This window comes from Streptomyces griseomycini (assembly GCF_014203535.1).
GTDB classification, from domain to species: domain Bacteria; phylum Actinomycetota; class Actinomycetes; order Streptomycetales; family Streptomycetaceae; genus Streptomyces; species Streptomyces griseomycini.
The window spans coordinates 121,185-141,739 of the sequence record NZ_JACHJI010000009.1 but is presented as its reverse complement, the minus strand read 5'-3'; the positions used below and the strand labels follow the sequence as shown (position 1 = coordinate 141,739).

Below are 20,555 nucleotides of genomic sequence, written 5' to 3'. Positions count from 1 at the left end.
GCGGGTCACTTGTCCAGGTTGTTGTCGATGGTCTTGGTGGCCGTCTCCCAGGCCTCCTTGGCGGACTTGCCCTTGGTCACCAGGATGACGCCGTTGTCCGTCAGACCCTGCTGGATGATCTGGTCCTTCGGGCCGAGCACCTGGGACGGGATGGACTCGGCGGCCTTGGCGAAGATCTCGCCGATCGGCGTGTCACCGGTCATCTCGTTCTTCGCGTCCTTCACCTGGGGCAGCTCGTACGCGCCCGGGGCGCTCGGGAAGTTGCCCTGCACGGCGAACAGCTTGGCCTGCTGCTCCGGCGCGGTCAGCCAGGTCACCAGCTTCTGCGCCTCCTCCACGTTCTTGCCGCTCTTGGGCACGCCCAGGAAGGCGCCGCCCCAGTTGCCGGCCTTGGGCGCGGCGGCCACGTCCCACTTGCCGGCGGCGTCCGGCTTGGACTTGCCCTTGATGGTGCCGAGCATCCACGGCGGGCAGGCGACGGTGGCGAACTTGCTGTTGGCGATCGTCGTGTCCCAGGCCGGCTGGAACTGCGTCTGCGACTGGACCAGCCCCTTCTCGGCGGCCTCGGCGGTCAGGTCGAAGGCGGCCTTGACGGCGGGGTTGGTCTTGTAGATGACCTCGCCGGAGGAGTCGTAGAACTTCTCCTCCTCACTGCTGAGGACGGCGTTGAGCAGACCGCCGGGGGAGTCCATGAAGAAGGTGTCCTCCCCGGCCGCCTTCTTGTACTTCTCACCGGTCTCGATGAACTTGTTCCAGTCGCCCGCCCACAGCTTGCCGACCTCCTCGCGGTCGGTGGGCAGACCGGCCTTCTCGAAGAGGTCCTTGCGGTAGCAGATGGCCATCGGGCCGATGTCGGTGCCCAGGCCGACCGTCTGGCCGTCCTTGCCGGTGGCCTGCTGCCACTTCCAGTCGAGCCACTTGGTCTTGTCCACGCCCTCGGCCTTGGACATGTCCACGAACTTGTCCGCCTGGGTGTTGACGATCTCGGTGATGTTGGCGATCTCGATCGCCTGGACGTCCATCAGGCCACTGTTGGTGGTGAGGTGGTTGACGAGCGCCGGGTAGTAGTTCTCGTTGCGCTCGACGACGTTCTCTTCGATGTTGATGTCCGGGTTCAGCTTCTCGTACTCGTCGTAGAGACCGGCCTCCTTGAAGCCGAAGGTGCCGAACAGCCCCAGCGTGATCGTGGTCTTGCCCTCGCCGCCGCCCGACGAGGAATCGGAGTCGTCTCCGCCGTCGTCGGCACAGCCGGCCAGCAGCCCGGTGCTCAGCGCCACCGCCGCCGCGACGGCCAGCGCCTTGCGGGCGATGGGCTTCCCCCCGCCCGAACGCTGCCGAGAGAGGGGGAGGGTACGTGCTCGCATGTGCGTCCTCCTGTTGCCCTGACGTGCCGACCCCCCGGCCAACGGCATGGTTGGTCCCGTGTTATTGCTCGCTGCGGCTCGGGCGGGGAACGTGCGGGTTGTGTATGTGTCAGGTACCGTGGGAGCGCTCCCACAAGTGATGTGTTGAAGAGTCCCCGGTCCGGGCGGGGGTGTCAAGGGAGCAGACACGGCAAAGTGCGTTCAGTTATCGGCCTGTTAACTGGACGTCTCCGGACCGCCCCCGGAAGCCCGGCGTCCGGGAGCCGTGCTCCCGGCGGCGGTCACGACCGCCCGCGGGGCTGTTAGATTCCAGGCCAGAGTGACATACGACGGGAGGCGGAGCCGATGGCAAGCCACGGAGCGCGGAGCCGGAGCGGCGGTCGGCCCACCCTTGAAGAGGTGGCGGCGCGCGCCGGTGTGGGCCGCGGCACGGTCTCCCGGGTGATCAACGGTTCCCCCCGGGTGAGCGACGCCACCCGGGCCGCCGTGGAGGCCGCGGTCGCGGAGCTCGGGTACGTCCCGAACACCGCCGCCCGCGCCCTGGCCGCCAACCGCACGGACGCCATCGCCCTGGTCGTGCCCGAGCCGGAGACCCGGTTCTTCGCCGAGCCGTACTTCTCCGACATGCTCCGGGGCGTCGGCTCGGCGCTGTCCGACACCCGGATGCAGCTGCTGCTGATCTTCGCGGGCAGCGACCGGGAGCGGCAGCGGCTCGCCCAGTACCTGGCCGCCCACCGGGTGGACGGCGTGCTGCTGGTCTCGGTGCACGCCGACGACCCACTGCCCGACATGCTGTCCCAGCTGGAGATCCCGGCGGTGATCAGCGGCCCCCGCTCGGCCGCGGAGACGCTCACCTCGGTGGACTCGGACAACTACGGCGGCGCCCGCCAGGCCGTCGAGCACCTGATCGGCCGGGGCCGGCGCACCATCGCCCACATCACCGGCCGCCTCGACGTCTACGGCGCCCAGCGGCGCACCGACGGCTACCGGGACGCGCTGCGGGACGCGGGGCACGAGGCGGACGAGCTGCTGATCGAGGCCGGTGACTTCACCGAGGAGGGGGGCCGGCGCGCGATGGCGGCCCTGCTGGAGCGCCGCCCCGACCTGGACGCGGTCTTCGCCGCCTCCGACGTCACCGCGGCCGGTGCCCGCCACGCCCTGCGCGAGGCGGGCCGCCGCATCCCCGACGACGTGGCGCTGGTGGGCTACGACGACTCCGCCATCGCCCGTCACATGGACCCGCCGCTGACCAGCGTGCGCCAGCCCATCGAGGAGATGGGCCACCGGATGATCGACCTGCTGCTCGCGGAGATCGCCGACCGCCGCCCGCCCGCGTCCCGGGAACTGGACCGGCGCCAGATGGTGCTGGCCACCGAGCTGGTGGAGCGGGCCTCGTCCTGAGGCTCCCGAGGCCCCGGGGGGCCCGAGGCCCTGACGAGTCCGGGGCGTGCCCGGGACCTCCCGGACGGGGAGGTTCCGGGCACGCCCCGGAGACGAGTTCAGCCGGTGACCTCGGTACCGGGTCACCGGCTGACTGCTGAGGGTGAGTGACGGGACTCGAACCCGCGACATCCTGGACCACAACCAGGTGCTCTACCAGCTGAGCTACACCCACCATGACCTTGTCGGCTGGGATCAGTTCCTTCCCCGACCGGCCGAGAAAAAGTGTACAGGGTCCGAAGGGGTGCTCGCGCACGACTTGTCGCAGCGCCCCCGGCGTCCCCCCGATCCGCCTACTGAGCAGGCAGAACGTGCTTCGCGGCGATCTTCTTCGCGGTGTCCGAGTCGGGTCCCGGCTGCGGTACGAAGACGGCCTCGCGGTAGTAGCGCAGTTCCGCGATGGACTCGCGGATGTCGGCGAGGGCGCGGTGGTTGCCGTTCTTCTCGGGACTGTTGAAGTACGCCTTCGGGTACCAGCGGCGGGCCAGTTCCTTGACGCTGGACACGTCCACGATGCGGTAGTGCAGGTAGTCCTCCAGCGTCGGCATGTCCCGCAGCAGGAAGCCGCGGTCGGTGCCGACGGAGTTGCCGCACAGGGGCGCCTTGCCGGGCTCCTTGACGTGCTCCTTCACATAGGCGAGCACCCGCTGCTCGGCGTCCTCGAGCGTCGTGCCGTCCGGCAGCTCGGCGAGCAGCCCGGACGCGGTGTGCATCTGACGCACCACCTCCGGCATCGTCTCCAGGGCCCGCTCCGGCGGGCGGATGACGATGTCCACGCCCTCGCCGAGGACGTTCAGTTCGGAGTCGGTCACGAGGGCGGCCACCTCGATGAGCGCGTCGTCCGACAGCGAGAGGCCGGTCATCTCGCAGTCGATCCACACCATGCGATCGTTCATGTGTCTCACCTTACGGCGCGGGGGACCGCGCCGTGCCGGGCCGGGTGGTGCCGTCGGCGGCGCCGGCGCGACCGCCACGGGGCCGCCGCCCCCGGCCCGTCCGGCCCGTCCCGGCCCCGGACGGGCCGGACGAGGGCTGCGCGACCTCGCCGGCACAGGCCGACGGGCCGGAGGCCTCACGGCCTCCGGCCCGTCGGCCGCCGGTGGTCACTTCACGTCGCGCTGCGCTGTCCCGGGACGCCGGCCCGCGACGGGACGTAGGCCTCGCGGCCGGTGTCCGCCGAGGCCGTCAGGGACGGGCCCAGGGCGCTCGCCGCCGCGGTGCGGCGGGCCGCCTGGTGCGGGACGGGGTTCTCCGGGTGCAGGGCGGCCGCCGCCTGGCCCGGATGACCCGGATGACCCGGCAGTCCCGGGTGGCCCTGCTGGCCGACCGGGACGCCGCCCGGAGGGTTCGCGGTGCCGTCGGTGTCCTGGCTCCGGTCGGACTGCGGGCGCCGCGCGCGGTACGCGGCCCGGTAGGCGGCCGGGGACGAGCCGAGCTGGCGCCGGAAGTGGCCGCGCAGGGCGACCGGCGAGCGGAAGCCGCAGCGGCCGGCGACCTCGTCCACCGAGTAGTCCGACGTCTCCAGCAGGCGCTGCGCCTGCAGCACCCGCTGCGTGATCAGCCACTGCAGCGGCGCGCTGCCGGTCAGCGAGCGGAACCGGCGGTCGAACGTGCGGCGGCTCATGTACGCACGGGCCGCCAGCGTCTCCACGTCGAACTGCTCGTGGAGGTGCTCCAGCGCCCAGGCGACGACCTCGGCCAGCGGGTCGGCGCCGATCTCCTCCGGTAAAGACCGGTCGAGGTAGCGCTCCTGGCCGCCGCTGCGGCGCGGCGGGACGACCAGGCGGCGGGCGAGCGCCCCGGCCGCCTCGTTGCCGTGGTCCGTGCGCACGATGTGCAGGCACAGGTCGATGCCGGCCGCGGTGCCCGCCGAGGTCAGCACGTCACCGTCGTCTACGAAGAGTTCCCGCGGATCGACGTGCACCGACGGATAGCGTTTGGCCAGCGTCGGCGCGTACATCCAGTGGGTGGTCGCGGGCCGGCCGTCCAGCAGGCCCGCCGCCGCGAGGACGAAGGCCCCGGTGCACAGCCCGACGATGCGGGCGCCCTCCTCGTGGGCCCGGCGCAGCGCGTCGAGCGCCTCCTGAGGCGGTGGCGAGGTGATCGAGCGCCAGGCCGGCACCACGACGGTGCCCGCCCGCGCGATCGCCTCCAGTCCATGCGGCGCGGTGAGTTCCAGGCCCCCTGTGGTCCGCAGCGGGCCTTCTTCGCCGCCGCACACCAGCAGGCGGTAGCGCGGCACGCCGGCGTCCTGGCGGTCAACCCCGAACACCGACAGCGGTATGGAACTCTCGAAGATGGGGCCGCCGCTGAACAGCAGCACCGCGACGATCTCCTTGCGGCGTCGCCCGGCGAGCTTCCGGGCCGCGGTTTCCGGCGCGGCAGTGGAGTCGTGGCTCATCCTGCTAAGCCCCCCTCGGTGGTCGCGGCTCCTCGGTTGTGTCGCTCCTGCACGTTTCCCCTCGGTCCTGCACGAGTCCCCCGCCGTAAGACAGTCAAGATCGAATCTACTGCGTCCCGCCGTGCCCCGGTGGCCAGTTCGGCATCCGGCACATTGTCGACTTGGCAACTTGGCGTGAAGCATTCGATCACGAAGCGTTGCACTCGCGGGCCGCGCAGGGAAGTGCGCCTCGTCGCAGTGGCCAATCCCCGTAGGGTGCGCGGGACCCCCGTGACCCTTTCCGTGCAGGTCGAACGGGGGTTGGGGGGTGGTCGGAGCGGGGGGTGGGCGAGAAGCGGAAGTTGGCTGAAAAGATACGGGCGTGTGCGCGGAAACCGGTCAGTCGGCCGGTGCCTCCCCGCCGTCGTGCGGCCTCCGCCCGGAGCCGGCGCCGAGGGCGGCACCGGTGCCGGGCGCGGCGTGCTCCCCTGTGGCGTGGCTCACGGGGGGCGGCGTGCGGCCGGACCGTCGCTCACCGCGCCTTCCGGGGCGGACGGCCCGCGGCGACCCACTCTCGCGGCTGAGTGAACCCCGCGCAAACCGCCTGTACGGCACAGCAACCATTGCGTTACGGGCGTCCCCTCGTGCATGCTCCGGAGAACCCGCCAGCCAGCGTGCGCGGGATCTGGGCTCAGGAGGAGTGCCGCCGTACCCTTGGGGGTATGGGGTTGGGAAGATGATTCCCGGACACAGCTCCGCCGCACACTGTCGTCCCCCACCGAAGGATCACCACTCCGAGACAGCCATGGCCGGTCACGAATTCTTCGAACCCGCGGACCGCAAGCGGCCGGTCGCCGACCCCACGGCGGCCGATCCCGCGGCGGCGGAGGAGCCACGCCACGCGTGCGACCCCGCGTTCCGGCACGGTGTGGTCGTCGGCTTCGACGGCTCGACCTCCAGCGAGCGGGCCCTCGCCTACGCGATCGGCATGACGCGGCGCCTCGGCTCGGGCCTGATCATCGTCCATGTCGCCAACCGGCTGCCCACCACGGTGTGGGCGGGCTGCGAGCCCCCGGTCTTCGTGGACGTCCCGGACCACCGCACCGAGGTCCTCGGTCTGGAGCTCGCCTGTGCGGACCACCTCACCGAGGTGCCCTGGATCCTGGTCGAGCGCGGGGGCGACATCTGCCACGAACTCGAGGAAGTGGGGCGGGAGTACGAGGCCGACGCGATCGTCGTGGGGTCCACCCACGGTCTCGTGGGGCGGCTCTTCGGTTCCGTCGCCGGGAGGCTGGCCAAGCGGGCGCAGCGGCCGGTCGTCGTCATTCCGTGAACGGATGCGGACCCCCGGTGCCGTGCGGCGCACCCGGGGGTCCCTCTCGTGTCTCCGCCCGTGACGGCACGCGGGGCTGACCGCGTCCGCGCGGCGGGGCCGCACGTCGACGCGGCCCCGCGCCCCGGGCGTCCTACTCCACCGTCACCGACTTGGCGAGGTTCCTCGGCTTGTCGATGTCCCGGCCCAGGGCCAGCGCCGTGTGGTAGGCGAGGAGCTGGAGCGGGATGCCCATGAGGATCGGGTCCAGCTCGTCCTCGTTCTTCGGGACGACGACGGTGTGGTCGGCCTTCTCCTGCTCCTGGTGGGCCACGGCGAGGATCCGGCCGCTGCGGGCCTTGATCTCCTCCATCGCGGCGCGGTTCTTCTCCAGCAGGTCGTCGTCCGGCACGATCGCGACCGTGGGCAGCGCGGGCTCGATGAGGGCCAGCGGGCCGTGCTTGAGCTCGGAGGCCGGGTAGGCCTCGGCGTGGATGTAGGAGACCTCCTTGAGCTTCAGGGAGGCCTCGCGGGCCACCGGGTAGCCCCGCACGCGGCCGATGAAGAGCATCGAGCGGGCCTCGGCGTACTCCAGGGCCAGCTTCTTGATCTCCTCCTCCTGCTCCATGATCTCGGCGATCTGGGCCGGGAGCCGGCGCAGGCCCTCGATGATCCGCTTGCCGTCGCGCACCGACAGGTCGCGGGTGCGGCCCAGGTGCAGGGCGAGCAGGGCGAAGGCGACGGTGGTGTTGGTGAAGCACTTGGTGGACACCACGCACACCTCGGGGCCGGCGTGCACGTAGATGCCGCCGTCCGCCTCGCGGGCGATCGCCGAGCCGACGACGTTCACCACGCCCAGCACCCGGGCGCCCTTGCGCTTCAGCTCCTGCACGGCCGCCAGCACGTCGTACGTCTCACCGGACTGGGAGACCGCGACGTACAGGGTGTCGGGGTCGACGACCGCGTTGCGGTAGCGGAACTCCGAGGCCGGCTCGGCGTCGGCGGGGATGCGGGCCAGCTCCTCGATCATCTGCGCGCCGATCATGCCGGCGTGGTACGAGGTGCCGCAGCCGAGGATCTTCACGCGGCGGATCCGGCGCGCCTCGCGGGCGTCCAGGTTCAGGCCGCCCAGGTGCACGGTGGAGAAGCGGTCGTCGATCCGGCCGCGCAGCACGCGGTCCACGGCCTCGGCCTGCTCGTGGATCTCCTTGTGCATGTAGGTGTCGTGGCCGCCCATGTCGTAGGAGGCGGCCTCCCACTCCACGGTGGTCGGCTCGGACGTGGTCCGGGTGCCCTCGGTGGTGTACGTGCGGAAGTCGTCGGCCTTGAGGGTGGCCATCTCGCCGTCGTCGAGGGTGACGACCTGCCGGGTGTGGGCGACCAGGGCGGCTATGTCGGAGGCGACGAACATCTCCTTCTCGCCGATGCCGAGCACGACCGGCGAGCCGTTGCGGGCCACCACGATGCGGTCCGGGAAGTCGGCGTGCAGGACGGCGATGCCGTAGGTGCCCTCGATGAGGCGCACGGTCTCGCGGACCTTGTCCTCCAGCTTCTCGGCCTGCGAGCGGGCGATCAGGTGGGTGAGGACCTCGGTGTCCGTCTCGGAGAGGAACTCGACGCCGTCCGCCTCCAGCTTGCGGCGCAGGTCGGAGGCGTTGTCGATGATGCCGTTGTGGACGACGGCGACCTTGCCCTCGGCGTCCAGGTGCGGGTGGGCGTTCACGTCGGACGGGGCGCCGTGGGTGGCCCAGCGGGTGTGGGCGATGCCGGTGGTGCCCTTGAAGCGGGCGGGGACCTTCGCCTCCAGGTCGCGCACCCGGCCCTTGGCCTTGACCATCTTCAGGCCGGACGCCTTCGGGGAGGTGACGACGATGCCCGCCGAGTCGTAGCCGCGGTACTCCAGCCGCTGCAGGCCCTCGAGCAGCAGGGGAGCGACCTCGCGCCTGCCGATGTATCCGACGATTCCGCACATGTGGGTGTGTTCCTAGGTGTAGGCGGTGGCTGTGGACGGTGGCCGCGGAGGGTCAGCCGTACACGATGCGGCGCAGCTGCCGGAGCGAGAGCTCGGGCGGGGCCACGGCGCGGTATCTGAGGTCCGCCTCGATCCGTTCGAAGATCGTCGCGTTCACCAGGCCCTGGGCCTGGAGCTCGCGGTGGCGGCGACGGACGTACTCCTCGGTCGTCTCGTCGAAGTAGGCGAGCACGTCCTGGACCACGCGCAGCGCCTCGCCCCGGCTGAGGGGCGTGGACCGCGTCAGGTGATCAACAAGTTCGTCGTGCACCCGTTGATCCTGAGGCACCGGCGGCGGTTTCGCAAGAAACGTGCCCGATTCCGGGCAGGACCGGGCGGCGCCTTTACATGCGCTTGAGGATCGCCTGCTTGGCCAGGGTGAACTCCTCGTCCGTCAGCACCCCGGAACGGTGCAGCTCGCCCAGCTCCCGCAGCCGGCGCAGCAGGGCGTCGTGATCGTGCTCGGCGGCGGGGGCGGGAGCCGCGGCGGGCGCGCCGACGGCCCCGGGGTCCGCCGGCGGCTCGCCCGCGGCGACGCTCCCGGCGGCGTCCCGGACGGCCGGGTGGGGCAGGCGCACCTGGACGGCGGCGGCGACGAGCGCCATCAGCGGGTCCTTCTTGAAGCCCCACAGCTCCACCGCGTTGGGGTCGTACTTGGCCGGGGCCTTGGTGGGGGCGCTGCGCACGGTGAAGCGGAGGTGGCCGTTCTCCAGGCCGACCGCCGGCTGCCACTCCACGGCGGTGATGTCGGCCAGCGCGAGCGTGCGGGCGCCGGCGGCGGCCTTGGCGTCCTCCGTCTTCCAGTTCCACTCCAGGCGGACGCGCTCGCCGTCGAAGCTCGCCGTGCCGTCCCCGGCGGACACGGACAGCGGCACGGACGGGCCGGGCAGCAGGTACCCGTCGACCGGGTCGGAGGGGACCTGGTCCAGCAGCAGGGCGTTGCGGACCTCCTCCGTGAAGTACTCGGCGACTCCGTAGCGGTCGGACTCGACGATCAGCTGGTACGGGTCGTGCGGCTCGGTGAGCCGGCCGCCGGTCGCGTGCAGCAGCGGATCGGCGCCGTCGCGCAGCCGCAGCCTCAGCCGCCCCGCCTTCTTGCCCTGCTCGAACGAGATCCCCGCCAACGCCTCCAGGGGCACCGCCAGTTCACCCAGGGTCCTGCGCAGCAGGCCGACGTTCTTGTCCCGCCCGGGAGTCAGGCGCAACGCGTCCCCGTCGAAGGTCCAGGTGCCGTCCTTCTGGATGATTTCCGCCATGGGGTGATTGTTTCACCGGTTCTGCGGGATAGTGGTCTAGACCCGTCCGATTTCCCTTGCGGAGCAAGGGAGTTGGCACGGAACAGACGAAGGGAGTACGTGTGAGACGGCAACGACGGCACCACCGAACGGCTCCCCGCACCACCCGGCTGCTCGGGTCCCTGCTGCTGGTCGCGGCGGTCGGGGCCCTCACGGTGGGGGCGAGCCCCGTGGGAGCGGATCCCGCACGGGCGCACCACGGCCGGGGCCCGGCCGACCCGGTCCCGCTCGACCGGGTGATCCCGGCCCCCGCCTCGGTGGCCCCGGGCGGATCCCCGTACCGCATCACCGAGCACACCCGCATCCGGGTCGACGGCTCCCGCGAGGCCCGCCGCGTCGGCGAGTACCTCGCGGACGTCCTGCGGCCCTCCACCGGCTACCGGCTGCCGGTCACCGAGCACGGCGGGGGAGGCATCCGGCTCCGCCTCGCGAAGGGCCCGTACGGCGCGGAGGGCTATCGCCTGGACAGCGGACGCTCGGGCGTCACCCTCACCGCCGCGGAGCCCGCCGGCCTCTTCCACGGCGTCCAGACCCTGCGTCAGCTGCTCCCCGCGGCCGTCGAGAAGGACACCGTGCAGCGCGGCCCCTGGCTGGTCGCGGGCGGCACCATCGAGGACACCCCGCGCTACGCCTGGCGCGGCGCCATGCTGGACGTCTCCCGGCACTTCTTCGGCGTCGACGAGGTCAAGCGCTACATCGACCAGCTCGCCCTGTACAAGATCAACAAACTGCACCTGCACCTCAGCGACGACCAGGGCTGGCGCATCGCCGTCGACTCCTGGCCGCGCCTGACCACCCACGGCGGCTCCACCGAGGTCGGCGGCGGCCCCGGCGGCCACTACACCAAGGCCGACTACCGGGAGATCGTCCGCCACGCGGCCGCCCGCCACCTGGAGGTCGTCCCCGAGATCGACATGCCGGGCCACACCAACGCGGCCCTCGCCTCCTACGCCGAGCTGAACTGCGACGGCGTGGCGCCCCCGCTCTACACCGGCACCGAGGTCGGCTTCAGCTCGCTGTGCGTCGGCAAGGAGGTCACGTACGACTTCGTCGACGACGTGGTGCGCGAGCTGGCCGCGCTCACCCCCGGCCGCTACCTCCACATCGGCGGCGACGAGGCGCACTCCACCCCGCACGAGGACTACGTGGAGTTCATGGACCGGGTGCAGCCGATCGTCGCGGAGTACGGCAAGACCGTGATCGGCTGGCACCAGCTCACCGGCGCGAACCCGGCCGAAGGGGCCCTCGCCCAGTACTGGGGCCTGGACGGCACCGGCGCCCGGGAGAAGGAGCAGGTCGCCGAGGCCGCCCGGAACGGCACCGGGCTGATCCTCTCCCCGGCCGACCGGAGCTACCTCGACATGAAGTACGACGAGGACACCCCGCTGGGGCTGTCCTGGGCCGGGTACGTCGAGGTGCGGCGGTCCTACGACTGGGACCCGGGGGCGTACCTCGAGGGCGTGCCCGCGTCCGCGGTGAGGGGGGTCGAGGCGCCGCTGTGGACGGAGACCCTCGAGAACTCCGCCCACCTCGAGTACATGGCCTTCCCGCGGCTGCCGGGAGTGGCCGAGCTGGGCTGGTCCCCCGCGGCCACGCACGACTGGGAGGACTACCGGGTGCGGCTCGCGGAGCAGGGGCCGCGCTGGGACGCGATGGGGATCGGCTACCACAAGTCCCCGCAGGTGCCCTGGCCGGCCGCGTAGCAGGGAACGGAGAACACCGACGGGCACCCCGGAGGACCGTACTCCGGGGTGCCCGTCCGTCCGTGGGCCCGTCCGTCCGCGGGCCCGTGGGTCAGAGCCCCGCGAGGGGGTTCTTCAGGGTGCCGACCAGCTGGAGCGCGCCGGACGGGTCCGCGAGGTCCACCATCTGGCGGTTGTTGCGCAGCTGGAGCCGGTTGAGGCAGGACAGCGCGAACTCGGGGGCGAACACGTCGTACTGGGCGAACTTGTCGGCGAGCTCCGGCACCGACGCCTGGTACTCGCGGGTGACCTCCGCGACCGTGCGCCAGAAGCCGTCCTCGTCCAGGACCCCCTCGGTGGCGAGGTTCGCGGCCAGGAAGCGGAAGAAGCAGTCGAAGACGTCCGTGAAGACCGACAGCAGCTTCTGGTCGTCCGGGACCTCCACGCGGATCCGGGAGACCTCCGGCGGCAGCACCGCGTCCGGGTCCATCACCGCGATCTCCTCGGCGATGTCCTTGTAGACCGCCCGCCGCACCACGCCGTCCTCCAGGACCAGGATGACGTTCTCGCCGTGCGGCATGTACACCAGGTCGTAGGCGTAGAAGCTGTGCAGCAGCGGGACGTAGTAGGCGCGCAGGTAGCGCCGCAGCCACTCGGCCGGCGCGAGCCCCGACCGCTCGATCAGCGCGCCCGCGAAGGACTTCCCCTCGTAGTCGACGTGGACGAGCGACGCCATGGTGGCCAGGGTCTCGCCGTCCTCGAGCGAGGACACCGGGCTCTCCCGCCACAGCGCCGCCAGCATCTTCCGGTACGGCGAGTAACGGTCGGTCGCCTGCTCGTACTCCAGGTGCCGGTAGCCGACCGCCGCCCGCTCCCGGATGATCGTCAGGCCCGTCGACCGCAGCACCGGGTCGTTCTCGATCAGCTGGGCCAGCCAGTCGTTGATCGCCGGGGTCGCCTCCATGTAGGCGGCGGACAGCCCGCGCATGAAGCCCATGTTGAGGACGGACAGCGCCGTCTTCACGTAGTGCTTCTCGGGGTGCGAGGTGTTGAAGAAGGTCCGGATGGACTGCTGGGCCAGGTACTCGTCGTCGCCCTCGCCCAGGCAGACCAGGTGCCTGCGCGCGACCTCGGCGGCGAAGGTGACGGACAGCTTGTTCCACCACTGCCAGGGGTGCACGGGGACGAGGAGGTAGTCGGCGGGGTCGAGCCCCTGCCCGCGCAGGACGCCGTGGAACCGCTCGACGGTCTCCTCGCCCAGCTCGCCGTGCAGGAACGACTCGTACTCGATGCCGGCGCCGGCCGTGAACGCGGCCCGCGAACGGTGCGCGGCCAGCCACACCAGCTTCACGGGGCTCGCCGTCTCCGGTGCGTACGCCAGGTACTCGTGGACGCCGAAGCCGAGCCGCCCGTTGTTGGCGACGAAGCAGGGGTGGCCCTCGGTCATGCCGCTCTCGACGGCCTGGAAGTCGTCGCTCCGCGCCAGTTCGGCGGAGGTGACCCGCGGCTTGGCGAGCTTGTAGCAGGTGCCGGAGAGGGTGGAGGAGATCTCCTCCAGGTACACCGGGAGGATCTCGTCGCTCAGCCCCAGCGACTTCTGCAGCTCGATGAAGAAGTCCAGGGCGGCGAGCGGGAGTTCCTCGTCCCCGCGGTGGCGGACGATGGAGTCGGCGTCCACCTGCCAGTGGTCCAGCGCCCGGCGGACGGCGGTGAAGCGGTACCGGGTCAGGCCGTCGTCGCTGCGGACGGCGTAGGAGCCCGCACCCGTCTCCTCCGGGGTGATCAGCCGCTCGTGCGCGAACTCGGCGAGCGCCTTGCGGATCAGCAGGCGGTTGGCCCGCTCCCAGCGCTCGGGGGTGAGGTGGGAGACGGCGTCGGCGGGGCTCATGCGCCCACCCCCGTGGCCGCGGTGAACTGTTCGCGGGTGCAGAAGCTCAGCAAGGCCCTCTTCTCCGGCTTGTCGATCTCGCGTGCGGGGACGAAGCCCACGGCTTCGTTCAGGGCGTGCACCGCCTTGTTGGACACGTCCGGTTCGACGACGACGCGCCGGGTCGCCGGGTCGTCGAACAGGTGCGCCATCACGGCGGTGATGACGGAACGGGTGAAGCCGTGCAGCGGGGTGTCGGTGGGCGCGACCAGGAAGTGCATGCCGACGTCCCCGGGCTCCGGTTCGTACAGGCCGACCAGCTCGCGGTGGGCGGGGTCGTACCACTCCATGAGGAAGGCGGGCTCGCCGTCGTGCAGCCCGAGGCAGGCGTGGTGGTGCTCGTCGGCCGCGATCCTCATGTACTCGCGCTCGACGTCCTGGAGCTTCGCGTCCTGCATCATCCAGAACGCGGCCTTCGGGTCGGTGACCCAGCGGTGCAGCAGCTCGGCGTCGGTCAGCGGGTCGAGCGGGCGGACGGTGAACGTGCCGAGCTCGTTCTTGAAGCCGGTGTGCCCGGATCCGGTGTCGCGGGTGCTCATACGGCGAACTCCTGGAACGCGATGGACTTCTCGACGGGGTAGTACTCGGTGCCGAGCAGCTCGCGGATGATGCAGCTGTTGCGGTACGGGCCCATGCCCAGGTCGGGGCTGGTGATGCTGTGCGTGTGCACGCCGGCGTTCTGCAGGAAGACGCCCCGGCCGGTCACGTCGATGGCGTAGTCGCGGGTCACGTCGAAACGGCCGTGGCCGTCGAAGCGGAGCCGGTCGCGGATCGGGTCGAGGAAGGCCGGCGGCTCGTAGTGGTAGCCGGTGGCCAGCACCAGGCCCTCGGTGCGGATCTCGAAGTCCTTGTCCTGCTCGTCCTGGTGGAAGCCGAGCGTGTAGCCGCCGTCCTCGTACCGCGCGGAGGTCAGCGAGGAGTTGGTGAGCAGCCGGGTGGGGACGCCGCGGCCGCGGCTCTCGACGTTCTTCTGGTACAGCAGGTCGAAGATCGCGTCGATCAGGTCCGAGTTGATGCCCTTGAACAGGCCCTTCTGCTGCTTCTCCAGCCGGTAGCGGGTCTCCTCGGGCAGCGCGCGGAAGTAGTCGATGTAGTCCGGGGAGGTCATCTCCAGGGTCAGCTTGGTGTACTCCAGCGGGAAGAACCGCGGGGAGCGGGTGACCCAGTCGAGCCGGTAACCGTGGACGTCGATCTCGGAGAGCAGCTCGTGGTAGATCTCGGCGGCGCTCTGCCCGCTGCCGACGATCGTGATCGACTCCTTCCCGAGCAGCTCCGCCTTGCGGTGCACGTACTGCGCGTTGTGGAAGAGGTCGCCCTCCAGGCCGCGGCACGCCTCGGGGACGAACGGCACGGTGCCGGTGCCGAGGACCAGGTGCCGGGCGCGGTAGGTCTCCCCGGCCGCCGTGTGCACGGCGTACAGCTCGGTGGCCTCGTCGTAGGTCACCTCGGTGACCGTCGTGCCGAAGCGGATGCTGGACAGCTTGCCCGCGGCCCAGCGGCAGTAGTCGTCGTACTCGATCCGCAGCGGGTAGAAGTTCTCCCGGATGTAGAACGGGTACAGCCGGCCCTTCTCCTTCAGGTAGTTGAGGAAGGAGTACGGGGACGTCGGGTCGGCGAGGGTGACCAGGTCCGACATGAACGGCGTCTGCAGGTGGGCGCCGTCGAGGAACATCCCGGCGTGCCACTCGAAGTCCGGCTTGGACTCCAGGAAGACGCCGTCGAGCTCGTCGATGGGCTCGGTGAGGCAGGCGAGGCCGAGGTTGAAGGGGCCGAGGCCGATCCCCACGAAGTCGTACGTCGTGGCGGACTCAGGAAGCGCGGTCAAGGGACTCTCCCAGGTACTGCTCGGCGTGGCCGGCGATCAGGTCGAGGACGGCGGCGATGTCGGCCGTCGTGGTCTCGGGATTGAGCAGGGTGAACTTCAGGTAGTGGCGCCCGGCGACCTTGGTGCCCGCGACCACCGCGTCACCGGAGGCGAACAGGGCCTTGCGGGCGTAGAGGTTGGCCCGGTCGGTCTCGGCGGGGTCGGTGACGGCCGCCGGGACGTAGCGGAAGACGAGCGTGGACAGGCTCGGCGCGACGACCACCTCGAAGCGCGGGTCGGCGGAGAGCAGCTCGAAGCCCTCGGCGGCCAGGTCGCACACCTCGTCGAAGAGCCGGCCGATGCCGTCGGCGCCCATCACGCGCAGCGTCATCCACAGCTTGAGCGCGTCGAACCGGCGGGTGGTCTGCAGGGACTTGTCGACCTGGTTGGGGATGCGCTCGGTCACCATGCGGCGCGGGTTGAGGTACTCCGCGTGGTAGGTGGCGTGCCGCAGCGTGGCCGCGTCGCGGACCAGCACGGCGGACGAACTGACCGGCTGGAAGAAGGACTTGTGGTAGTCGACGGTGACGGAGTCGGCGCGCTCGATGCCGTCGATGCGGTTCCGGTGCTTCAGCGAGGCGAGCAGACCGCAGCCGTAGGCGGCGTCCACGTGCATCCAGGTGCCGTACCGCTCGCACAGCTCGGCGATCTCGGGCAGCGGGTCGATGGAGCCGAAGTCGGTGGTGCCGGCGGTGGCGACGACCGCCATGGGGACCAGGCCCGCCCCGGTGCAGCGCTCCAGCTCACGGGCGAGGGCGACCGTCCGGAGCCGCTTGTCGTGGTCGACGGGGATCGGCACCACGGCGTCCGGCCCGAGACCGAGCAGCTTCGCGGACTTCTGCACGCTGAAGTGGCTGACCTCGGAGGCGAAGACGCGCAGTTTCGCGAGCGACTCGGTCTTGGCCTCCTCGCGTGCCAGCAGCAGCGCCTGGAGGTTGGACTGGGTGCCGCCGGAGGTGAACACGCCGTCGGCGGCCGGGCCGAGTCCGATGCGCCGCGCGGTCCAGTCGACGAGCTTGCGCTCGATGAGGGTGCCGCCGGCCGACTGGTCCCAGGTGTCCAGGGAGGAGTTGACGGCGGAGAGCACGGCCTCGCCGAGCAACGCCGGTATGACGACCGGGCAGTTCAGGTGGGCGAGGTAGCGGGGGTGGTGGAAGTAGACCGCGTCCCGGAGGTAGACGTCCTCCAGTTCGTCCAGCACCGCGGTGGTGTCGTGCAGCGGCCGGTCGAGGTCGATCTCGTCGATCCGGGGGGAGAGGGCGTCGACCGTGACGCCGGTGAACGGCCGGTCGGTGGTGGCGAGTTTGGCGGCCACCCGCTCGACTCCTTCGGTCACGGAGCGACGGTAATGCTCCGCGGTGGTGTCGTTGAGCAGGTGCGAGCGCATGGTGGGGGTCCTCCGGTGGGGACGGTCCGGTGCGGGGTGGGGAGTGGGCCGGGGCCGCGGGGCGGCCTGTCGCGCTACTTAGGCTAGCCTAACCTAAGTGACGGGGGGTCCGGTCGGGTCCGATGTGACCGTGATCACTCCGGCCCCAGGGGTGCGGCGGTCCGACCCGCCGCGGGGTCAGCCCTCTTCGCGCAGCTGCTCCTCGGTCATCCCGCGGCGCCAGTAGCCCACGAACGTCACGCGGCGGCGGTCGATCCCGTGCTCGTCCACGAAGACGCGCCGCAGCCGCTTCACGCAGCCGGACTCGCCCGCGATCCACACGTACGGCCGCTCGGCGGGCGGGAGCCGGTCGGCGCGGAGGCTGCCGAGGGCCAGGGGGGAGTCCTGGGCGGCGTCCGCTCCCTCCCGCACGAACCAGGTGACCTCGGCGTCGGCCTCGGTGGCCAGGTCGTGGACGTCCCCGGAGTGCGGCACCTCCAGCCAGACCCGGGCGCGGGTGCCGGCCGGCAGCGACTCGAGGACGGCGGCGGTGGCGGGTAGCGCGGTCTCGTCGGCCCAGATCAGGACCAGGTCGGTGTCCTCGGGCGGCCGGAAGCGGATCGCCCGGTTGTCCGCGACCGCCGGGCCGAGCAGCAGCACCCGGTCGCCGGCGCTCGCCCCCGCCGCCCAGCGGGAGGCGGGGCCGGCCCGGAGCGAGGTGTCCGGTCCGATGCCGTGCAGCACGAAGTCGATGTCGACCTCGGTGGTCCGCCCCCGGGAGTCCGTCCGCAACTCCCGGAGCGTGTACGACCGCATCACCGCCCGGACGTCGTCCGGCAGTTCGCGCCAGCCCCGCCACCAGTCCTCGCCCAGCTCGAGCGGCACGACCGGCTCGCTCTGGCCCGGGTGCGGCAGGAACAGCGACAGGGACTGGTCGAGTCCGTCGGAACGGAAGTCCCGCAGTTCGGGGCCCGCGAAGGTGATCCGGACGAGGGACGGGCCGAGCCGCCTCGTCGTCACGACCCGGAGGGCGAAGAAACGGAACGGGGCGGCTACGGCGGTGGTCACCTGCGACTCCGGGGGGAGGGTTCCGACGGGGACGGTCAGTCGACCTTCTTGGCCTTCTCGATGGCCTCGGCGAGGTTGTCGAGCAGCGGGGTGCACTTGTCGTAGGACAGGATCGGCTCGGGGGAGCGGGAGATGACCTGGCCGGCCTTGACCGCGGGGAGCTTCTTCCAGGTGCCCTCGGTGATGTCGGCGGGCTGGATGGTCGAGGCGCGGTCGTCCATGATGATGACGTCGGCCGGGTACTTGTCGACGTTCTCCCAGCTCAGGGTCTCGAACCAGCCGCCGGTCGCCTTCTTGGCCTCCTCCGGGGGCTCCACGATGTTCACGCCGAGGGCCTTGAAGTACTCCAGGTCGATGGAGTAGTTCGAGCCGGAGACGTAGAAGACGTCCGGCGCGGCGGAGCCGGCCAGCACCCTGATCTCCGGGCGGGCCTTGGCGGCCTTGCGCAGCCGCTCGGCGGCGGCCTCGAACTTCTTCTTCGCCTCGACGACCTTCGCGGCCTTCATGTCGGCGCCCAGCGACTCGGCCAGCTCGGCCATGCGCTGCAGCGGCTCGGGCATCTGGCGGTCGTAGACGGAGACGGCCACGCTCGGGGCGAGCTTGGCGATCTTGTCCTTGGAGGCCTCGGGGACGTACCAGAGGGTGCCGGCGTCGTCGAACGTCGTGGAGATGAGCACCTCGGGCTGGAAGGCCGCGTACTGCTCGACGTTGAAGCTGTCGAACTTGTTGCCGAAGATCGTCAGCTTGCTGACGTCCATGTCGCCGGCCTGGACATCGGCCTTGCCGTCCGGCGTCTTGGTCGGGCCGAACACGCCCTTGACCTCGATGCCGTAGTCGTAAAGAGCGGCGGCGACACCGGTGAACGCGACGATCCTGGTGGGGACCTCGTCGAGCTTCACCGTGGTGCCGCGGTCGTCCTTGAAGGACCAGGGGCCGGACTTGCCCTTCTTCGCCGACTCCGAGCCGCCGCTCTTCGCGTCGTCGCCCCCGCAGGCGGCGAGCGCGGCGCCGAGTCCGAGGGCGCCGCCGGCGGCGAGCAGTCCGCGGCGGGAGAGGCGGGCGGTTCTGGCGTTCGACATGGCTGGGTCTGCTTTCGTGCGTACGGAGCCGGCGGGTGCGCGCTCGCGGCCCCTTGGCTGGAAACAGGCTTAGGTTAGCCTAACCTCATGGTCTGTCCAGAGGGGGGACGGTGTGCATCCCCTCACGGACCGCCGGCATGCGTGCCCTGTACCGTGGCCCCCGCCGCACAAGGGGGGTTGACGTGGAGTCGGTCCGGCGCTGGGGCCCGTCCGTGGCCGTCAACCTGGTCCTCGGGGTCGTGGCCGTCGTGCCGCTGTGGCTGTCGATGATGTTCGCGGCGAACTACCCGCTGGCGGAGCTGGGCCTCACCTCCCGTGAACCCACGGACAACGACGGCATGCTGCCCTGGGCGATGCTCCTGGCCCCGCTGTGGGCGGCCTTCCTGGCCCTGTGGATCCCGGTGAACGCCCTGGCCCGTCCGGAGTCGGGCGTGTCGACGCGCCGGTACTGGGCCGTCGGCTCGGGGCTCGTGCTGACGCCGATGGCGGTGCTGATGACGCTGTTCGTCCTGGTCGACGGCTGAGGGGACCCGCGGCGGGGTGACCGGCGCGCGCCCGGCGAACCGGTCCGCGCCCGGGCGGACGCGGACCGGCCCCGGGCGGCTCAGCCGGCCAGGCCCAACTCCCGGGCGATCAGCATCCGCTGGACCTCGCTCGTGCCCTCGCCGATCTCCAGGATCTTGGAGTCGCGCCACATGCGGGCCACCGGGTACTCGTTCATGAAGCCGTAGCCGCCGTGGATCTGCGTGGCGTCGCGGGCGTTGTCCACCGCGACCGTGGAGGAGTACAGCTTCGCCAGCGCCGCCTCCTTCTTGAAGGGTTCGCCGGCCACCAGGCGGCTGGCCGCGTCGCGCCAGGCGAGGCGGGCCGTGTGGGCCTTCATCTCCATGTCGGCGATCTTGAACTGGATGGCCTGGTTGGCGCCGATCGGCCGGCCGAAGGCGTGACGTTCCCGCGCGTACTTCACCGACTCGTCCACGCAGCCCTGCGCCAGCCCCGTCGCCAGCGCGGCGATGGCGATGCGGCCCTCGTCCAGGATGCGCAGGAACTGCGCGTAGCCCCGGCCCTCCTCGCCCAGCAGGTTGGCCGCCGGGACGCGGACGTCCTGGAACGACAGCTCCCGCGTGTCCGAGGCGTTCCAGCCGACCTTCGAGTACGGGGCCGCCACCGTGAAGCCCGGTGTGCCCGACGGGACGATGATCGCCGAGATCAGCGGCCTGCCGTCGGGCTTGCGTCCGGTCACCGCCGTGACCGTGACCAGGCCCGTGATGTCCGTGCCCGAGTTGGTGATGAAGCACTTCGTGCCGTTGACGACCCACTCGTTGGTCGACTCGTCCAGGCGGGCCGTCGTGCGGGTCGCGCCCGCGTCGCTGCCGCCGTCCGGCTCCGTCAGTCCGAACGCGCCCAGGACCTCGCCGGAGCACAGGCGCGGCAGCCACTCACGCTTCTGCTCCTCCGTGCCGAAGAGGTGGAGGGGCATGGCGCCGAGGGAGACGCCGGCCTCCAGGGTGATGGCCACCGAGGAGTCGACCCGGGCCAGCTCCTCCAGGGCCACGCCCAGCGCGAAGTAGTCGCCGCCCATGCCGCCGTACTCCTCCGGGAACGGCAGGCCGAACAGGCCCATGCGGCCCATCTCCCGGACGATCTCGTACGGGAACTCGTGCCGCTCGTAGAAGTCACCGATCTTCGGCGCCACGACGTCGTGTGCGAACTCCTCGACCGTCCGGCGGAGTTCTTCCAGTTCGGGGGAGAGCTTGTGGTCCATGG

Annotated in this window: 17 protein-coding genes and 1 tRNA gene; 4 read left to right on the top strand and 14 right to left on the bottom strand. The window is 71.2% G+C overall.

Features of this window, described 5'->3' with window-relative positions:
* Window positions 1-5 precede the first annotated feature (5 nt).
* Complete coding sequence (locus FHS37_RS25110; RefSeq protein WP_184825109.1) at window positions 6-1,364, bottom strand: ABC transporter substrate-binding protein; 1,359 nt, start codon at window positions 1,362-1,364, stop codon at window positions 6-8.
* A gap of 345 nt (window positions 1,365-1,709) precedes the next feature.
* Here FHS37_RS25110 and FHS37_RS25105 point away from each other — a divergent pair, with 345 nt between their 5' ends.
* Entirely contained in the window at window positions 1,710-2,765 is a 1,056-nt protein-coding gene (locus tag FHS37_RS25105; RefSeq protein ID WP_184825107.1) for a LacI family DNA-binding transcriptional regulator, read from the top strand.
* 141 nt (window positions 2,766-2,906) lie between these two features.
* Here the strand turns inward: FHS37_RS25105 and FHS37_RS25100 are convergent.
* From FHS37_RS25100 to FHS37_RS25090, 3 genes are all read right to left on the bottom strand, one after another.
* A tRNA-His gene (locus FHS37_RS25100) sits at window positions 2,907-2,979 on the bottom strand.
* Between the two features lie 118 nt (window positions 2,980-3,097).
* Window positions 3,098-3,700 carry an oligoribonuclease gene (orn, locus tag FHS37_RS25095; RefSeq protein ID WP_184825105.1) on the bottom strand — a complete coding sequence of 201 codons (603 nt, stop codon included), beginning with the start codon at window positions 3,698-3,700 and terminating at the stop codon, window positions 3,098-3,100.
* 212 nt (window positions 3,701-3,912) lie between these two features.
* The gene (locus FHS37_RS25090) at window positions 3,913-5,205 is read right to left on the bottom strand and encodes a GlxA family transcriptional regulator (protein ID WP_184825103.1); all 1,293 of its coding nucleotides are present in this window, start codon (window positions 5,203-5,205) and stop codon (window positions 3,913-3,915) included.
* Between the two features lie 784 nt (window positions 5,206-5,989).
* On the opposite strand from FHS37_RS25090, the gene FHS37_RS25085 reads away from it, so the two are divergent.
* Window positions 5,990-6,517, top strand: a complete 528-nt coding sequence (locus FHS37_RS25085) for a universal stress protein (RefSeq protein WP_184825101.1) — start codon at window positions 5,990-5,992, stop codon at window positions 6,515-6,517.
* Window positions 6,518-6,650: 133 nt separating this feature from the next.
* Here FHS37_RS25085 and glmS read toward each other — a convergent pair whose 3' ends face one another.
* From glmS to FHS37_RS25070, 3 genes are all read right to left on the bottom strand, one after another.
* Window positions 6,651-8,468 (bottom strand): glutamine--fructose-6-phosphate transaminase (isomerizing), encoded by a 1,818-nt coding sequence (gene glmS / locus FHS37_RS25080; RefSeq protein WP_184825099.1) that lies wholly within the window; start codon window positions 8,466-8,468, stop codon window positions 6,651-6,653.
* A 52-nt stretch (window positions 8,469-8,520) separates the two neighbouring features.
* Entirely contained in the window at window positions 8,521-8,778 is a 258-nt protein-coding gene (locus FHS37_RS25075) for a hypothetical protein (RefSeq protein ID WP_030217181.1), read from the bottom strand.
* A gap of 73 nt (window positions 8,779-8,851) precedes the next feature.
* Window positions 8,852-9,763: a DUF4429 domain-containing protein gene (locus tag FHS37_RS25070; RefSeq protein WP_184825098.1), complete on the bottom strand. Its 912-nt coding sequence runs from the start codon at window positions 9,761-9,763 to the stop codon at window positions 8,852-8,854.
* A gap of 101 nt (window positions 9,764-9,864) precedes the next feature.
* On the opposite strand from FHS37_RS25070, the gene FHS37_RS25065 reads away from it, so the two are divergent.
* Window positions 9,865-11,505: a beta-N-acetylhexosaminidase gene (locus tag FHS37_RS25065; protein WP_184825096.1), complete on the top strand. Its 1,641-nt coding sequence runs from the start codon at window positions 9,865-9,867 to the stop codon at window positions 11,503-11,505.
* Between the two features lie 91 nt (window positions 11,506-11,596).
* On the opposite strand, the gene FHS37_RS25060 is transcribed toward FHS37_RS25065, so the two are convergent.
* The 6 genes from FHS37_RS25060 to FHS37_RS25035 all read right to left on the bottom strand — a co-directional run bounded on the left by FHS37_RS25060 (window position 11,597) and on the right by FHS37_RS25035 (window position 18,788).
* Complete coding sequence (locus tag FHS37_RS25060) at window positions 11,597-13,372, bottom strand: IucA/IucC family protein (RefSeq protein WP_184825094.1); 1,776 nt, start codon at window positions 13,370-13,372, stop codon at window positions 11,597-11,599.
* Window positions 13,369-13,950, bottom strand: coding sequence for a GNAT family N-acetyltransferase (locus tag FHS37_RS25055; RefSeq protein WP_184825092.1), 582 nt, complete (start codon window positions 13,948-13,950; stop codon window positions 13,369-13,371). The genes FHS37_RS25060 and FHS37_RS25055 overlap by 4 nt, the downstream gene beginning before the upstream one ends.
* Window positions 13,947-15,236, bottom strand: coding sequence for a lysine N(6)-hydroxylase/L-ornithine N(5)-oxygenase family protein (locus FHS37_RS25050; protein WP_184825089.1), 1,290 nt, complete (start codon window positions 15,234-15,236; stop codon window positions 13,947-13,949). Before FHS37_RS25050 ends, FHS37_RS25055 begins: the two co-directional genes overlap by 4 nt.
* Complete coding sequence (desA, locus tag FHS37_RS25045) at window positions 15,220-16,662, bottom strand: lysine decarboxylase DesA (protein WP_184825087.1); 1,443 nt, start codon at window positions 16,660-16,662, stop codon at window positions 15,220-15,222. The genes FHS37_RS25050 and desA overlap by 17 nt, the downstream gene beginning before the upstream one ends.
* 177 nt (window positions 16,663-16,839) lie before the next feature.
* Window positions 16,840-17,709, bottom strand: a complete 870-nt coding sequence (locus FHS37_RS25040) for a siderophore-interacting protein (protein ID WP_184825086.1) — start codon at window positions 17,707-17,709, stop codon at window positions 16,840-16,842.
* A gap of 35 nt (window positions 17,710-17,744) precedes the next feature.
* Window positions 17,745-18,788 (bottom strand): ABC transporter substrate-binding protein, encoded by a 1,044-nt coding sequence (locus FHS37_RS25035; protein WP_184825084.1) that lies wholly within the window; start codon window positions 18,786-18,788, stop codon window positions 17,745-17,747.
* Between the two features lie 182 nt (window positions 18,789-18,970).
* Here FHS37_RS25035 and FHS37_RS25030 point away from each other — a divergent pair, with 182 nt between their 5' ends.
* Entirely contained in the window at window positions 18,971-19,312 is a 342-nt protein-coding gene (locus FHS37_RS25030) for a hypothetical protein (protein ID WP_184825082.1), read from the top strand.
* An 80-nt stretch (window positions 19,313-19,392) separates the two neighbouring features.
* Here FHS37_RS25030 and FHS37_RS25025 read toward each other — a convergent pair whose 3' ends face one another.
* Complete coding sequence (locus FHS37_RS25025) at window positions 19,393-20,553, bottom strand: acyl-CoA dehydrogenase family protein (RefSeq protein ID WP_184825080.1); 1,161 nt, start codon at window positions 20,551-20,553, stop codon at window positions 19,393-19,395.
* Window positions 20,554-20,555: the final 2 nt, after the last annotated feature.

What these genes read in the sequence shown, in the direction of transcription:
- FHS37_RS25025 (WP_184825080.1), bottom strand. Translation starts at nt 20,553, where the DNA reads ATGGACCACAAGCTCTCCCCCGAACTGGAAGAACTCCGCCGGACGGTC.
- FHS37_RS25070 (WP_184825098.1), bottom strand. Translation starts at nt 9,763, where the DNA reads ATGGCGGAAATCATCCAGAAGGACGGCACCTGGACCTTCGACGGGGAC.
- FHS37_RS25055 (WP_184825092.1), bottom strand. Translation starts at nt 13,950, where the DNA reads ATGAGCACCCGCGACACCGGATCCGGGCACACCGGCTTCAAGAACGAG.
- FHS37_RS25035 (WP_184825084.1), bottom strand. Translation starts at nt 18,788, where the DNA reads ATGTCGAACGCCAGAACCGCCCGCCTCTCCCGCCGCGGACTGCTCGCC.
- FHS37_RS25090 (WP_184825103.1), bottom strand. Translation starts at nt 5,205, where the DNA reads ATGAGCCACGACTCCACTGCCGCGCCGGAAACCGCGGCCCGGAAGCTC.
- FHS37_RS25110 (WP_184825109.1), bottom strand. Translation starts at nt 1,364, where the DNA reads ATGCGAGCACGTACCCTCCCCCTCTCTCGGCAGCGTTCGGGCGGGGGG.
- FHS37_RS25085 (WP_184825101.1), top strand. Translation starts at nt 5,990, where the DNA reads ATGGCCGGTCACGAATTCTTCGAACCCGCGGACCGCAAGCGGCCGGTC.
- orn (WP_184825105.1), bottom strand. Translation starts at nt 3,700, where the DNA reads ATGAACGATCGCATGGTGTGGATCGACTGCGAGATGACCGGCCTCTCG.
- glmS (WP_184825099.1), bottom strand. Translation starts at nt 8,468, where the DNA reads ATGTGCGGAATCGTCGGATACATCGGCAGGCGCGAGGTCGCTCCCCTG.
- FHS37_RS25105 (WP_184825107.1), top strand. Translation starts at nt 1,710, where the DNA reads ATGGCAAGCCACGGAGCGCGGAGCCGGAGCGGCGGTCGGCCCACCCTT.
- FHS37_RS25060 (WP_184825094.1), bottom strand. Translation starts at nt 13,372, where the DNA reads ATGAGCCCCGCCGACGCCGTCTCCCACCTCACCCCCGAGCGCTGGGAG.
- desA (WP_184825087.1), bottom strand. Translation starts at nt 16,662, where the DNA reads ATGCGCTCGCACCTGCTCAACGACACCACCGCGGAGCATTACCGTCGC.